Here is a 15229-nt window from a genome sequence, read left to right as displayed (position 1 = left end):
GCATCCATGCCGGCCACCCTTCGGGCTTTTCCATCCCTCCCTCGCCGCGCCCCAGGGGCCCCGGAAGAGCGGCGCACATCCCTGTGCGCACTCTTGGTGCGCTCGCTGCGCGAGCGCCGAAAGTGCGAGAGCGCGGTGCTTTTGCTCTTTGCTCTTTGGCTCTTGGCAGGGGAGCGAAACCCCCGGCCAACGGCCGGCCAGGTCGCATAACGCTTCGCTTCAAAACCCAGCCGCCACAGCATTGGGTGACCCGCTTCGCTGTGGCGAAGCGCCCCCGTCCTACGCCAGAGCGGCGAGCAAAAGCGACAAGCAAAAGCCAGAGTCGCTGGGCCCCCGCACACCCACGGTTACCGCAAGACGCGCCCCCACCATCCAGCACGTCGCGACAAGACACGAACAGGCTCTACTCCCCCGGATGCCCCCTCTCCTGCATCAACCGCGTCAACGCCACGACCAGGTCCGGCCGCGTGGCCGGCGCATCGAGCAGGTACACGGCCACGTCGTGCGCGGCCACGGTGGCGCGCAGGTGGCCGCCCTCGGCCACCTCGACCGGCGCGCCGCCGAAAGCCGGCTGCCAGCGGCCGCCCTGGAGATGCTCGGCGATGTCGAAGTCGGCCGGGGCATCGCCCTTGTTGAGCAGCACCAGGGCGAGCTGGTGCGTGCCGTCCTTCTGGAAGGCGCGGTAGAAGGCGGCGCGGTCGCCGGCGAAGGCCAGCGGCAGCATCAGGCCGCGTTGCAGGGCGGGGCTCTGCGCGCGCAGACGGGCGATGCGCGCGAGGTGCTGGTAGATCGGGCTCCTGGGCGCGGTATCGATGCGCGCCTGGCCGTAGTAGTTGCGGTTGCCCTCGTGCTCGCCGCGGCCGCGCTCGAAGCCGGTCTCCGAGCCGTAGTACACCGCCGGGATGCCGCGCGCGGTGAAGAGGAAGTTGTGGGCGTCGATGAAGCCGGCGTCGCTGGCGTTGAGCCGCTTCATGTCGTGGTTGTCGTAGAAGGTCACCAGCTCATAGGGGTTGGCGTAGGGGCCGTTGGTGAGGAAGAGCCGCTCCAGCAGGCGCGCGTAGTCGCTGCCGGGGTGCTCGAACACCTCGGCCATGCGCCCGCGCAGCGGGAAGTCGAGCACGCTGATGCCGCCGTTCTTGGCCCAGGTGTACTGGCCGATGTTGTCGGGGCTGTAGTCGAAGGCCTCGCCGTACATGAAGAAGCCCGGGTGCCGGGCGCGGATGCGCGCGGCGAACTGCTTCCAGAAGGTGACCGGCATGTGGCTGATGGTGTCGATGCGGAAGGCGTCCGCGCCCTGGCCGATCCACTTGAGGTAGGCGCCGGCGTAGTAGTCGAGCACCGCCGGGTTGTCCTCGTCGTTGTTGGAGAGCTGCGCGAGGTCGTCGTAGGCGTGGTAGAAGCGGTGCAGCGGGTTGTGGCGCGGGTCGAGCCGCCATGGCGGCAGGTTCTGGTGGTCGGCGATCAGCTTGCCCTGCGCGTCGAAGAGCTGCCCGTACTGCGGCTGCGCCACCGGCATGCTCCAGGCGGGCGAGCCGTGGTTGACCACGATGTCCTGCACCACCTTGAGCCCGGCGGCGTGCATCTGCTGGGTGAACCGGGCGAAGTCGAGGCCCTGGCTCGGCAGGTGCTCGTCCAGCTGGTAGAAGTTGACGCCCCAGTAGCCGTGGTAGCCGGTCTTGCCCTGGTCGGTGAGCGAGCTGCCCCAGTGCACCGGGTCGCCGCCGGTGAAGGCCTCGTCGGGGTTGTCCACGATGGGCGTGATCCACACCGCGCCGAAGCCCATGCCGCGGATGTAGCCGGCGTTGTCCAGCACGCCCTTGAAGTCGCCGCCGAGGTAGCCGATGTTGTCGCTCTCGCCGGGCGGGCCGCCGCGCACGGGGATGTCGAAAGTGCGGTGCGCGCCGCCCTGGTCGCGGTGGTCGTTGGAGGGGTCGCCGTCGACGAAGCGGTCGGTGACCACGAAGTAGATCGCGTCCGAGGTCAGCGGCTCGGCGGTGCCGTAGAAGGCGGGTGCCGTGGTGCCGGCGGCGTGCGCGCCGCCCAGGGCGAGCGCGAGGGCGAGCAGGAGCGGGCGGGTCTTGGTCAAGGCTCTCATCGTCGGCGTCATCGGTGCGTTCATCGGCGGGTGGCGGTGGGGGCCGAGGCGGCGGTGGTGGGCGCGGCGGCCTGCGCCTCGGCGGCGGGCTCGTGCACGCGCAGCGTGCACAGGCCCGACACGAACAGGCTGGCGCCGCCCAGGGCCAGCGCCCAGATCGGCTGGTTGTGGAAGAAGGTCTTGAGCAGCAGCCCGAGCACGCTGGCGGCGAGCAGCTGCGGGATCACGATGAAGAAATTGAAGATGCCCATGTACACGCCCATCTTGGCCGCCGGCAGGTGGTCGGAGAGCAGCGCGTAGGGCAGCGCCAGGATCGAGGCCCAGGCGAAGCCCACGCCCACCATCGAGGCCAGCAGCCAGTGCGGGTCGCGGATGAGGAGGAAGGAGATCAGCCCCGCGCCGCCCAGCCATACGTTGACCAGGTGGCTGCGGCGCAGGCCGATCCGCTTCACCATCAGCGGGATCACGATGGCGGCCAGCGCGGCAAAGCCGTTGTAGGCGGCGAACAGCACGCCCACCCAGTTGGCGCCCTCGTTGTAGAGCGCCGAGTGCGTGTCGGTGGTGCCGTAGTGCACCTGGGTCACCGCGGCGGTGGTGTAGATCCACATCGCGAACAGCGCGAACCAGGCGAAGAACTGCACCCAGGCCAGCTGGCGCATCGCCGCCGGCATGGCGTGCAGGTCGCCCAGTACCTGTGCCGGCATGCCGCCGTGGCGCGCCTGGGCGAGCCACAGCAGGGCGATGCCGTAGCCGAAGGCGCCGGCGGCCAGGAGGTACAGCTCGCGGTCCAGGTGGAAGCCATAGATGAGCATGAGACCGGCGCCGCCGAGCAGCGCCCACACCACGCCGCGCTGGCGCGAGGCGGCCTTGTCGAAGGCGGCGTGCTCGGGCGCGGGCGCGGTGTCGTAGGCGGCCAGCTGCTCGGGCGGGTATTCGCGGGTGGAGAGCACCGTCCACAGCACCGCGCCGAACAGCACCACGCCGCCGATGTAGAAGGCGAACTTCACGGTGTCGGGAATGCCGCCGGCCGGCGCCACGTTGCTCACGCCCAGGCGCGTGAGCAGCCACGGCAGCAGCGAGGCCACCACCGCGCCCACGCCGATGAAGAAGCTCTGCATGGCGTAGCCCAGCGGGCGCTGGCGGTTGGGCAGCTGGTCGCCCACGAAGGCGCGGAAGGGCTCCATCGAGACGTTGATGGAGGCGTCCATGATCCACAGCAGCCCGGCGGCCACCCACAGCAGCGGCGCGTTGGGCATGAAGACCAGCGCCAGCGTGGTGAGGATGGCGCCGACCAGGAAGTACGGACGGCGGCGGCCGAGCCGGTTCCAGGTGCGGTCCGAATAGTGGCCCACGATGGGCTGCACGATCAGGCCGGTGAGCGGCGCGGCGATCCACAGCACCGGGATGTCGGCCACGTCCGCGCCGAGGGTCTGGAAGATGCGGCTGACGTTGGCGTTCTGCAGCGCGAAGCCGAACTGGATGCCGAGGAAGCCGAAGCACATGTTCCAGATCTGCCAGAACGTGAGGGCGGGTTTGCCGGGCATGCTGCTCATCGGGCGGGGTACTCCGTGGCCTGTGGCGCGATCAGCAGATCGCCGACGTCGGCGTGATTGAGGGGGCCGTCGGCGCCGCCTGCGCCGCCGGTGTAATGGGCGAAGTGGGCGAGCCGGCTCATGTTGAAGCCCTCTTCCAGCGCGAAGCGGCAGGCCGCGCCCTGCCTGAAGGCGAACACGGCGCTGGTGGAATCCTGCTCGCCCGCGCTGTGCGCCAGCACCAGCGGCGCGCGCTGCGGCGGCTCGCCCTCGCATTGCGCGGTGAGCCATTGCACGGCGGCGGTGATGCCGGTGTTGATCGGGCCGTGCGCGTTGGCGTAGCGCAGGGTGAGGCGGTAGCGGCCGTCGGCGGGCGCGGTCCAGGCGCGCGGCCAGCTGCCGCCGAGGCGGGTGACGGGGCCGGCGCACACCGGCGCGGTGGGCAGCGATTCGAGGCCGCCGTCGCCGGCTGCGGCGAGGCTGAAACAGTGCTGGCCGGGCGCGAGGGCGAGCGTGGCCTGGCCGTCGATGGGGCCGTGGCGGCGGCCGTCCACGTAGAGCACGGCGCGGCCGTCCGCCTGCACTTGCCACGCCTCGCCCTGCATGGCGACGCGCGGCGCGGCGGGCGTGGCCGGCGCGTACAGCGGTGCGTCCAGACGCAGCGGGCGCTCGGGCACCTGCACGGCCTTGAGCGTCACCACCGTCTCCGCGCCGTGCTGGGCGATGCGGTCGGCGACAAGCAGGTTGCCGTGGCGCTCGGCGGGCAGGCGCAGGGCGATGTGCCGGCCGGGCAGGTCGAGCGAGATCGCCTCGCGCTCGCCGAACAGCAGCGGCACCAGTTCGGCGGGGAGCTTGGGCGCCACGCGGCCGTCGTCCTCCAGCCCGAACACGCCGCGCGTCACCATGTCCAGGTAGCCGGCCACCGACCACAGCTGGCGCGCCGAATCCACCACCGGGCCGCTGCGCGGGCCGTCGTCCACGTGGGTGGACTGGGTGGTGAGCTCGAAGTTCTCCATGTTGGAGCCGGCCAGCGCTGCGCCGCGCAGCAGCGAGCGCAGTTCGTGGGCGATGCGCGCCGGGTCGTCCACCGCGCGCGCGGCGCGCAGCGCGTAGGCGCTGACGAAGGGCCAGATGGCGCGGTTGTGGTAGATCGGCACGTCCGCGCGCTCGGGCCAGATCACCGGGCTGCCGGCGGGCCAGGTCGGGTAGTTGGCCAGCGCCTGCCGCGCGCGCTCGCCCTCGGCCACGCCGCTGGTCACGGCGAGCGCGATGCCGAGCAGGTCGTAGCTGTCCACCGGCTGCAGGTCGGGGCCGAGGTAACTCATGTAGAGGCCGCGGTCGGCGCGCCAGAAATGCGTGTCGATGGCGGCCTTGAGCGCGGCGGCCTGGGCTGCGTAGTCGGCGGCGCGCGCATCGTGGCGCTCACTCGCCATGCCTGCGGCGAGCTTCAGCGCCTCGTATTGCAGCACGTTGGTGGAGAGGGCGTAGGCGCCGGCGATGAAGCGCACGTCGTTCGCCGTCCACGCCGGGTAGCTCTGCTCGCGCCAGTCGAGGAAGGAGGTCTCGCCGCGATAGAGGCCGGCTCCGGCGTCGTAGACGTAGGCGCGGTCCTGCGCCAGCGTGGCGGGGAGTGCGCGCCACACCTCGTCGGCGAAGGCGGCATCGTCCAGCAGGTGGCGCGCGCCGAGGAACCACACGATGCGGTCGGTGCTGATCGGCCAGCTGCCGCCGGAGCCCGTGTCCTGCATCGGGTACAGCGCCCCGGTCTTTTCGCCGCCGCGCTCGGGCGAGAGCTTGAAGCGTAGCGAGGCCCGCGCGCGCGCCGGGTCGAGCCGCCACAGGCCGAGGTCGAGCGCGTAGGAGAGATCGCGCGTCCACACGTAGTGCCACTGGGCGCCCGTCTCGAAGCAGGCGCAGGGGATCGGCTGGCCGTGGTCGAAGGCGTCGTCGCGGATGGCGGCGACGGAAGCCTGGCGAAGGTCGTCCTGCGCCTGCGCGTAGAGGCCGTCGAACAGCACGCTGGCGGTGTACGCGCGCGAGGGCTGGGCGGGCAGGTCGCGGGTGCCGAACGGCCCGGCGAGGCGGTGGCCGCCCTCGTCGGTGGTACCCATGGTGGCCTGCGCGCCGCGCCACGCGATGCCTTGCGGCGAGATTCCGCCGGCGGCCGCGCTCGCCAGCGTGGCCGCGATCATCGCGCTCAGCATGAGTGCACGGTGCGGCGGGGTTGTGGGGTGTGCTGGGCCATCGGCGTCGTCCTCCTCGCGGAGTTATGGCATCGCGCGAGGGCTTTGGCATGCTGCATGCGCAGCAACGCGGCGCCCGCGCGCGGCGGTTCGGCATGGTAGGCATGGCGGCCGCCGCGGAGCCGCGGCGTGCATACGTATTCACGCCGGCATACGTATGCATCGGAGGCCGGAGTCCGCCGCGCGGCTGCGAGGGCCGCGCGCGGCGCGAGGGTTGGGCTATTGCGCAAGGATGGCTCCGTAGTGGCCGTTCACCGTGAGGGTGACGCTGCCGTTGCTCACCGTGTGGACGGTGCCGCTGAGGAGTTCCGTGACCGTGCTGCCGTTGGTCACGCTCATCTTCCACACCGGCACGGTGATGCTGTGCGAGGTGCTGTCGTTGTTGAGCGCCACCGCGATGCGGTGGGCCGCGTCGAGGCGGCCGTAGGCGTAGAGCTTGTTGGTGTCGTCGGTGAAGAGGGTCAAGAACGAGCCGGTGCGCAGCGCCGGGTAGGCGTTGCGGATGCCGGTCAGCTTGCGGGTCAGCGCCACCGCGCTGTTGGCGGTGCTGCCCTGGCTCCAGTCGAACGTGCGGCGGTTGTCCGGGTCGGCGCCGCCCTGCATGCCGTACTCGTCGCCGTAGTAGACGGTGGGCGTGCCTACGTAGGTCATCTGGAAGATTAGCGCGAGGTGGGTCTTCCAGAGGTCGCCGCCGGCGCGGTAGCCGAAGCGGGTGACGTCGTGGCTGCCCAGCGCGTTGCTCATGCTCTGCTGCACGTTGGCGGGGTAGTTGGCCCGCGTGCCGCGCAGCCAGCTGTCGAACTGGCTGGCGGGAATGGCGGCGGCGTTGCCGTTGTAGTCCTTGCCGGTGATCCACTCCGAGACGGGCTGCATGAAGCCGTCGTAGTTCATGGCGCTGTCCCACTCCTTGCCGCCGGCGGTCCACGGGCCGGCGTTGCCCCAGAACTCGCCGAGGATGCCGGCGTTGGCGTTCGCCGCCTTCACCGCGCGGCGCAGCTCGGCCATGATCTGGTGGTTGGTGGCGTCGCTGCCCTCGTTGCCGCCGGCGTCGAGGTACTGGGCCGCGTCGAGCCGCCAGCCGTCGATGCCGTAGGGCGACTTGAGGTAGGCCTGCACCACCGAGGTGGCCGAGCCGTAGATGGCGTTGCGCACGGCCGAGCCGCTGGCGCCGTAGTCGAGCTTGGGCATGCTGGCGATGCCGAAGAAGCCCGAGTAGGTATTGGGCCAGTTCTGGAAGGTGTACCAGCCGTACCAGGCGCTGGACTGCGACTCGTGGGCGCCGGTGGCGCTCCACCAGTGGTAGCGGTCGAACCAGGCGTGGGTGTCGCCGGTGTGGTTGAACACGCCGTCGAGGATCACGTAGCCCTGCGGCCCGTTGGCGGTGCCGTGCATGCTGGCGATCAGCTGCTGCAACGTGGCGTTGCTGCCGAAGGCCGGGTCCACCGTCATGTAGTCCTCGGTGTCGTACTTGTGGTTGGTCGGCGAGAGGAACACGGGGTTGAGGTAGAGGATGTCCGCGCCGACGGTGTTCTTGATGTAGCCGAGCTTCTGGTCCAGCCCGGCGAGGTCGCCGCCGAAGAACACGGCGCTGTTGCAGCCGTTCACGTTGGGCAACACGCTGGAACCCCAGGCGTGCTTCTCGGTGGCGCAGCCGGCGTAGGTGTACTGGCCGCTCTGCACGTCGTTGGCGGTGCTGCCGTTGTAGAAGCGGTCGGGGAAGACCTGGTAGATCACGCCGTGCTTCATCCAGTCCGGCGTCTTGAAGCCGGGGAGGATGAAGAAATCGCCCAAGGAGGGCTCGGCCGCGTAGGTGCCGGCCGCGTTGTACCAGGCGGTGGCGCTGCCGTCGTTGATCTGGAAGCGGTAGTACTTGGCCGAGGCGCTGGCCGGCACGGTGCCCTGCCAGTCGTCGAAGTTGCCGGTGGCGTCGTTGGCGGTCCAGGCCATCGCCACCCAGTGGAAGGTGCCGTCGGCGCTGTCGTAGTACTTGATGTTGATGCTGGTGGCGTCGTACTTGTAGGTGCGCAGGGTGAGCGTCACGGCCTGCGCGGCGGTGGGCTCGGGATGGTTGTCGTAGAGCGGCCCCTGGTCGTGGAACAGGCCGTCCCATTCCACGTTGTTGTCGTGGTTGGCCGCGTGGGCCGGGGCGAACGGCAACGGTGCGACGTACAGCGTCCAGGCCAGCGCCGCGGCGATGCCCAGTCTGCGGGCACGGCGGCGCGGTGTTCCGGTCGGCTTGTGCATGGATTCCCCCTCAGCATGCGTGGATGAAACCTCTCCCGCCATCACCGCGCGGGTTCCCGGGAGCGGCCCGCGCGGCGTTGTCACTCCCCCGCCGACAGCTCCACGTGCCGCGCGCTGCCCGCCGCCAGGCGCACGTAGGTGACCGGGCCGTAGCGGTCCTGGCCAGTGGCCCAGCCTTCGCCGCGCTGGCGTGCGAGCGCGGCGGGGCCGGCGGCCGCGGCCAGCGCACGGCCGTCGATCGCCACCGAGGTGGCGGCGGGGCCGTGGATCCTGAGCAGATAGCGGGCGAGGGCGGGGCGGAAACGGCCTTGCGGGGCGGCCGCGTCGAACACCACCGTGCGGCCCTGGCGTCGGGTGCCGAGCGTCTGCAGGAAATACGCGCCCTGCTCGTAGTCGTAGCTCTCGCCGTCGTCGTCGTAATAGTCGAAGCGGCTCGCCGCCTCGGCGGGGAACACCTCCACCGTGACTTCCTCCAGCGCGCGCTCGCCAGCGTAGTCCATCGGCGGCTGCATGGGGATGATGGCGCCCTCGCGCACGAACAGCGGGATGTCGCGCCAGCCCGTCGCATCCACCGCGAGGTCGATAGCCTGTCCGCCGGCGTAGCGCCGCCCGCTGGACCAGTCGGTCCACTGGCCCGCGGGCAGGTAGAGGCGCTTGTGCGTCTGCCCGGGCTCCACCACCGGCGCCGCCAGCAGGTAGTCGCCGAACAGCCAGGCGTCGTAGCTGTCGCGCACCTTGGGGTCGTGCGGCCAGTCGAACAGCAGCGGCCGCACCAGGCCCACGCCGCTCGTGCGGCGGCGCCACTCGTAGCTGTACACGTAGGGCAGCAGCGCGTAGCGCAGGCGGATGGCGTCCGCGGCGGCGCGCTCGGCCACGGGGCCGAAGCGCCAGGGCTGGCGCTTCTGGCCCAGCTCGCCGTGCACGCGGAACACCGGCGTGAAGGCGCCGAACTCGATCCAGCGCGCGTAGTTCTCCGGCGTGGGCGTGCCCTTGTAGCCGCCGCCGTCCATGCCCCACTGCATGGCGCCCAGGTTCACCGCGCTCAGCATGCGCTGGCGCTGGCCGGCCATGCTGGGGAAGCCGGTGGCGATGTCGCCCGACCACAGGCCGTAGGCGTAGCGCTGCGCGCCGAGATAGAAGTTGCGGTTGATCGACCACACGCGCCGGTTGGGGAACGCGGCCAGCTGGCCCTCGTACAGCGCGCGCTGCATGTCCAGGTGCTGGGTGTCCACGCCGCTGTCGTCGGCCTCGTCGTTCCACCAGCCGGCGATGCCGGTGGCGTAGGCATGCCGGAGCGCGTCGTTGAAGAACCAGGCGCGCGCGGCGGGTTGGGCGAAATCGATCTCGCGCACGCTCTGGTGCGAGAAGTAGTCCGGCCTGGCCTTGCCCTGCGCCAGCCAGTAGTCATGCACGGTGGCCTCGCGGCCCTCCACCGTGTCCACGTGGATGCGCGGCTTCATGATGCCGGTGAGGCGCACGCCGCGCGCGTCGAGCGTGCGCTTCAGGCTGCCGTCGGGGCCGCCGGGGAACTTGGCGGGGTTCCAGCGGAACTCGCCGTAGTCGTCCTCGCCCCAGGCCTTCCAGTCGAAGTCGAGCACCACGTTGTCGAGCGGGATGTGCCGCGTGCGGTAGCCCTCGACGATGCCGAGCAGCTCCGCCTGGTCGATGCCCCACTGGCTGTTGTTGAAGCCCATCGCCCACTTGGGGAACAGCGGTGTGGGGCCGCTGAGCCTGGCCAGCGCGGCGAAGATCGCGTGCGGGTCGCCGGCGATCAGGTAGAGGTCGCGGACCGGCCCGTGCTCGCCGCGCAGCGCGAGGCGGTCGCCGGCGAGGTCGAAGCGCACGCCCACCGCATCGGCCAGCACGCCGTAGCCGGCGGTGCTCCAGGCGAACGGCGCGCCGGCCATGCCCTGCTTGCCGGCATGGGCGCGCAGATCGCCGTGGCGCAGCAGGCCGCCGGCGTGCTCGAAGGCGTCGTAGCCGTGGATGCCGTACAGCGCATCGCCCGGCGCGTGGACCAGTGCGGGTGCGCCGCGCGCCAGCGTGCGCGGGTCCAGTTGCAGCAGGCGATGCTGCGCGGCGTCCTCCAGCGTGAGCAGGTGATGCGCGGCGTCCCAGCGCAGGCGCAGCGCGGCGGTGGCGAGCTGCGCGATGCCGTCCTGCGCCGCGCGCCGGGCCGGTACGGCGTCCGGCCACTGCGCCCGTGGATCGAGCACTACCGTGGCCGCGGGCGCCGCGTCGTGCGGGGCGGCGACGCGCAGGCGCACCACGTTGGCGTCGAGCAGGCGTACCTCGACCTGCGCCTCGCCAGCCGGCAGCAGGAGCGTGGAAGCGTCGGCCGCGGCGACGTCGGCGGTCGCCTTGCCGGCGTCCGGCACCGCCGCCTGCCACGCGCAAGCCGGTGGCGCGACGCCCAGCAGGAGCAGCGTGAGCAGGGCGCCGAGCGGGTGGCGGGGCAGGCGGGCGAGGTTCATTGCAATACCACCGTGGCGTAGGCGGGCAGGGTGAGCCGGCCGCCGGCCAGCGTGGCGGCGCCGCCGGTGTGCAGGCGGATCGTGCCGTAGGCGTGGCCCTCGCGCGGGGCGAGGCGCAGCGTGCGCGGCGTGCCGGAAAGGTTGTGCACCACCAATACGCGGGCGGTGCCGTCGAAGCGCTCGAAGGCGAACAGGCGCGGGTCGGCCAGCGGCCACGTGCGCACGTCGCCGTCGCGCAGCAGCGGCAGTTCGGCGCGCCAGTGGATCAGGGTGCGGTAGCGGTTGAGCAGCGAGTCGGGATCGGCCTCCTCGGCCTCCACCGACACCTCGCCGCCCTGGCCGGCGCTGGAGGCTTTCCAGCGCGTCGCGCCGGGCGCGTCGCCAGCGCGTTGCCAGCGCATCGGCTCGCGCAGGTTCTCGTCCGGCTTGCGGCCCTGCATGCCCAGCTCCTCGCCGTAGTAGACGTAGGGCTCGCCGGGCAGGGTGAGCAGCATGGCGGCGGCCACGCGCATGTGCGGCGGCTGGCCGTGCAGGCGGCTCATCACGCGCTCCTGGTCGTGGTTGGAGAGGAAGGGCGCGTCATGGCGGCCGGCCTTGCGGTAGGCGGCGGCCACCTGCCCGAGCAGCGCGTCGAGGCCGCGGTTGCGCTGGTGCCCGGCGCTGTCGATCAGCCGCTCGGCGAGCGGGAAGTCGAACACCGCGTCGAGCGGCCCGAGGTAGGGCGCGAGCCGGGCCGGCGTGTGCTCGGTCACCTCGCCCACGAGGTAGGCATCCGGCCTGGCGGCGGCGAGGCCGGCGCGGAAGTCCGACCACCAGCGCACGTTCTTCGCCACCACGGTGCGATCACCTTCCTGCGCGGCGAAGTCGAGGTAGATGTGGCGGGCGGCGTCGAGGCGGAAGCCGTCCGCGCCCTTGTCCAGCCAGAACCGGCCCACGCGGATCATCTCCGAGCGCACGGCCGGCGTGTCGTAGTCGAGGTCGGGCATGCCGGCGGAGAAGTCGCCGAGGTAGTGCTGGCCGCCGATGGCATGCCAGGCCGGGCTGCCGACGGCGCTGGTGGCGTGCAGGTCCGCGCCGGGCGCGGCCCAGGTGTACCAGGCGCGGTGCGGGTCGGCCGGGTCGAGCGCGGCGCGGAACCAGGGGTGCCGGTCGCTGGTGTGGTTGATGACGAGGTCGAGGATGACCTTGATGCCGCGCTGGTGCGCCGCGGCCGCCAGCCGCTCGAAGTCGGCCAGGCTGCCGTACTGCGGGTTGACGGCGTAGTAGTCGGTGACGTCGTAGCCGTGGTAGCTCGGCGAGGGGTTGATCGGCATCAGCCAGATGCCGTCCACGCCGAGCGACTTGAGGTAGTCGAGTTTGGCGGTGACGCCGTTCAGGTCGCCGATGCCGTCGCCGTCGGTGTCGTACCAGGCGCGCACGAAGATCTCGTACCACACGCCGGAGCTTCGTCCCGTCGGTGCCGGCGCGGGGGCCGTGGCGTCCGCCGGCATCGCCCGTGCCGGGCCGGCGAGCGCGCAGGCGAGCATGAGCAGGGCGGCGCAGGTGTTTCTCGCATGCCGGAGGGAGGCATCGATCATGGGAGGTCCGTCATGCCGCAAGCCCCGGGGCGGGGCCGGCAGGTGGGATGGTGCGGTGAAAAAAAAGCCCCGTCGATGACGTCCAACGGGGCTCGGGGAGGTACGCAAGGCGTCAGTCGAACTTGTAGGAGACGCCGAACTCGAAGCGACGGCCGTAGGCTTCCCAGGTCAGGGTCTGGCGCACGTCGTTGTTCTGGTAGCTCACGAACTTCTTGTTGCTGAGGTTGGAGCCCTGCAGCAGCACCGTCAGGCCCTTGAACCGGCCGGTCTGCAGCGCGTAGCTCACCTGCGCGTCGTAGGTGCTGCCGCCCTGGATCACCTGGGTGATGCGGGTGGCGCTGATGCCGGACACCTCGCCCAGGAAGTTGCTGCGGTAGTTCTGGCTGATGCGCGCCTCGAAGCCGTTGTGCTCGTAGTAGAGCGTGTTGTTGATCACCCGCTTGGAGAGGCCGGGCACGGTGATCGCCTCCGGGTTGCCGGCGTAGGTGATGGAGCTCTTGGTGATGTTGGCGCTGACGATCACGCCGAAGCCGTCGAGCACGGGGGAGAGCAGGCCCAGCGGCGTGTTGACCACGCCCTGGATGCCGCGCACGTTGCCCTTGCCGTCGTTGGTGGGGCCCGAGACGATGCCGTAGGTGGTGCCTAGTTGCTGCTGCTGCGCCGGCGTGAGGTAGGCGCCCACGAAGTCGGCGAAGTTGTAGAGGTAGGCGGCGTTGGGGTTGATGTAGTCCTTCAGCTTCAGGTAGTAGGCGGACAGCTCCGCGTAGCCCTTGCTGTCGCCGAAGTAGCGCTCCAGGCTCACGTTGTAGTTGTCGGCCATGGTCGGCCGCAGCTTGGCGTTGCCGCCGCTGGCGCTGAAGTAGGACTGGTTGGGGTCGGTCGAGGCCAGCCGGGTGATGTTGGTGTTGAGGCCGATGCTCGCGCTCATCTGGTCCATGCGCGGGCGGGCCAGCACACGGGCCGCGCCCACGCGCAGGTCCACGTTGTCGGTGAAGCCGAACACCAGGTTCATGCTGGGCAGGTAGCGCGTGTAGGAGGTGCCGCCGGAGATCGGCACCAGCTGCGGCAGCGAGCCGTTGGTGGCGTTGCCGGCGGTGACGCGCTGGCCTTCCGACTTCTGGTTGGTGTGCGCCACCTGCAGGCCCACGTTGCCGCGCAGCGACACGTCGCCGAGCTGGGTGCTGATGTTGAACTGCAGGTAGGGCGTGAGGTCGTTCTCGCGCACCTTCCAGTTCGGCGGCACGGCGATGGAGGACAGCGCCGTGGGGAACTCCACGTAGGTGCCGTTGTGGATCAGGGTCAGCGGGTTGTAGATCACCTGCGGGCCCACGCCCATGAAGCCGAGCGGGTCGTCCACGCTGTAGCCCGGGATCGGCGCGGTGGTGGCGCCGTTGGGCAGGATGAGGAAGCTCTGGTCGATGGTGTAGGTCTTGTTGCGCGTGCCGCGCTCCACGCCGAACTCCACGCTGGAGATCGGGCCGCTGACCAAGTCATGCTGCACGCCCAGGCGCAGCTTGGCCAGGTAGTCCACCGTCTTGGGCCGGTTGATGAAGCCGGCCTGCACGACGGGCGGCGTGGCGCCGGAGCCCCAGCCCTGCGGGTCGGTCAGCAGCAGGCCGGAGGAGTAGTCGAGCGACGGGTTGAGGATGAACAGGCCGTCGCCACGCTGGTGGAAGCCGATCGAATCGGTGGCGCCGCCGCCCACGTTGTAGCCGGTGCCCGTGTAGCTCTCCACCAGGAAGTCGCGGCGGTTGGCGCGCGAGTAGCTGGCGTCGGCCTCGGCCGACCAGCCCTCGCTGATCTGCCACTTGTTGTTCCAGCCGAAGTTGTAGACCTTGGCGCGGGTGCGGTTGTAGTCGTTGCGCACCACCGCCTTGACGTTGTCGTACACGCCGCTCTGCACGAAGCTGCCGCTGTCCACGGCGCCGGGCTGAAGGGTCACGCCGGAGCCCCAGAACAGCGGGAACTCCATGCCCTTCAGCTGCTGCGTCTCGCGGAAGTTGTCATAGGTCATGTCCAGCGTGCTGGTGAAGTTGTCGGTCGGCTTGAACTGCACCGTGCCGAGCACGCCCAGGCGCTTGAGCTGGTCGGAGATGGCGTAGTTCTTGGCGCCGCCCAGGGTCAGCGTGCCGTCGGCGGTGGTGGGGTAGCCCCAGGTGCCCTGGTGCTGGATCTGCGCGGGGCTGGACTCCGCGTCCACGCCCAGGGTCACGCCCAGGGTATGGTCGGCGAACTGGTCCACGTAGATGCCGTTGAGGTGGTAGCCCTTGTCGCTCACGCCGTCGCCCTTGGCGAGCTGGTCGAAGCTGTTCCACACGTAGCGCGCGTTGACCGCGGTGACGCGCTTGTCCTGCTCCAGCGGGCGGATGGTGTGCATGTCCACGGTGCCGGCCAGGCCCTGGCCGAGCAGGTTGGCGGTGGGGCTCAGGTGCACCACCACCTGGTTGAACCAGCTCGAGGGGTACTGGTCGTACTGGATGTCGCGGTTGTTGGAGGTGCTGACCTGCTCGCGGCCGTTGACCAGGGCCGTGCTGAAGTCCGGGCCGAGGCCATGGATGGTGAGCACCTGCGGGCGGCCGGAAAGCGTCTGCACGGTGAGGCCCGGCAGGCGGCCGAGGGTGTCGGCGATGCTCACGCCGGGCAGCTTGCCGATCTGCTCGGAGGACACGGCCTCCACGATCTCGTCGGCGTTGCGCTGGGTGGCGATCGAGTTCTGCAGGCTGCTGCTGAAGCCCTGCACCGCGATGGCCTCGAGCTGCTTGACCTTGTGGTGGTCCTTGTCTTCGGTGGTGTCGTCCTGCGCGTCGGACTGCTGCGCGCTGGACGGTTGTGCGGCGGCCTGCTGCGGTACGGCGGCTTGCTGCGCGGTGGCGGTGGCACACAGGCCCATGCATGCAGCGGCGACGGCCATGGCCAGCGTATTGCGCTCGAATCGGTTCATGCTCCCCTCCAGAAAAACCCTAGCTTCGGTACCCATGCCCGCTGCGGCGGCGAGGTGCGGACGCAGCGGGTGCCCACGCTTTTTCTGAAGTGAGATGAGCGTGTTGCGGCGGCATCTTAGTGA

General features: G+C 70.6%; 7 protein-coding genes. All 7 read right to left on the bottom strand.

Translation table 11 applies throughout. The features are described 5' to 3' along the window. Nucleotides 1-403: 403 nt before the first annotated feature. Entirely contained in the window at nt 404-2095 is a 1692-nt protein-coding gene (locus tag ACH65_RS06240; protein ID WP_049621727.1) for an alpha-amylase family glycosyl hydrolase, read from the bottom strand. A 20-nt stretch (nt 2096-2115) separates the two neighbouring features. Beyond that, nucleotides 2116-3639: an MFS transporter gene (locus ACH65_RS06235; protein ID WP_049621726.1), complete on the bottom strand. Its 1524-nt coding sequence runs from the start codon at nt 3637-3639 to the stop codon at nt 2116-2118. A gap of 5 nt (nt 3640-3644) precedes the next feature. Beyond that, on the bottom strand, nt 3645-5831 hold the full coding sequence (locus ACH65_RS06230) for a glucosidase family protein (RefSeq protein WP_049621722.1): 2187 nt from the start codon (nt 5829-5831) through the stop codon (nt 3645-3647). A 258-nt stretch (nt 5832-6089) separates the two neighbouring features. Beyond that, nucleotides 6090-8114, bottom strand: a complete 2025-nt coding sequence (locus ACH65_RS06225; protein ID WP_049621721.1) for a glycoside hydrolase family 13 protein — start codon at nt 8112-8114, stop codon at nt 6090-6092. Between the two features lie 80 nt (nt 8115-8194). Then, a complete protein-coding gene (locus ACH65_RS06220; protein WP_082190170.1) occupies nt 8195-10588 on the bottom strand; it encodes a glycoside hydrolase family 31 protein in 2394 nt (797 codons plus the stop codon). Beyond that, entirely contained in the window at nt 10585-12165 is a 1581-nt protein-coding gene (locus ACH65_RS06215; RefSeq protein WP_082190169.1) for an alpha-amylase family glycosyl hydrolase, read from the bottom strand. The genes ACH65_RS06220 and ACH65_RS06215 overlap by 4 nt, the downstream gene beginning before the upstream one ends. Before the next feature lie 112 nt (nt 12166-12277). Then, the gene (locus ACH65_RS06210; RefSeq protein ID WP_049621720.1) at nt 12278-15106 is read right to left on the bottom strand and encodes a TonB-dependent receptor; all 2829 of its coding nucleotides are present in this window, start codon (nt 15104-15106) and stop codon (nt 12278-12280) included. Between the last annotated feature and the right edge of the window lie 123 nt (nt 15107-15229).

This window comes from Frateuria defendens, assembly GCF_001182895.1.
In the GTDB taxonomy this organism is placed as follows: Bacteria; Pseudomonadota; Gammaproteobacteria; order Xanthomonadales; family Rhodanobacteraceae; genus Frateuria_B; species Frateuria_B defendens.
This window is presented reverse-complemented; position numbering and strand designations above follow the sequence as displayed.

Bases quoted from the DNA above. Each gene is read 5' to 3' on its own strand.
- ACH65_RS06240 (WP_049621727.1), bottom strand. From the start codon at position 2,095: ATGAGAGCCTTGACCAAGACCCGCCCGCTCCTGCTCGCCCTCGCGCTC.
- ACH65_RS06235 (WP_049621726.1), bottom strand. From the start codon at position 3,639: ATGCCCGGCAAACCCGCCCTCACGTTCTGGCAGATCTGGAACATGTGC.
- ACH65_RS06230 (WP_049621722.1), bottom strand. From the start codon at position 5,831: ATGCTGAGCGCGATGATCGCGGCCACGCTGGCGAGCGCGGCCGCCGGC.
- ACH65_RS06225 (WP_049621721.1), bottom strand. From the start codon at position 8,114: ATGCACAAGCCGACCGGAACACCGCGCCGCCGTGCCCGCAGACTGGGC.
- ACH65_RS06220 (WP_082190170.1), bottom strand. From the start codon at position 10,588: ATGAACCTCGCCCGCCTGCCCCGCCACCCGCTCGGCGCCCTGCTCACG.
- ACH65_RS06215 (WP_082190169.1), bottom strand. From the start codon at position 12,165: ATGATCGATGCCTCCCTCCGGCATGCGAGAAACACCTGCGCCGCCCTG.
- ACH65_RS06210 (WP_049621720.1), bottom strand. From the start codon at position 15,106: ATGAACCGATTCGAGCGCAATACGCTGGCCATGGCCGTCGCCGCTGCA.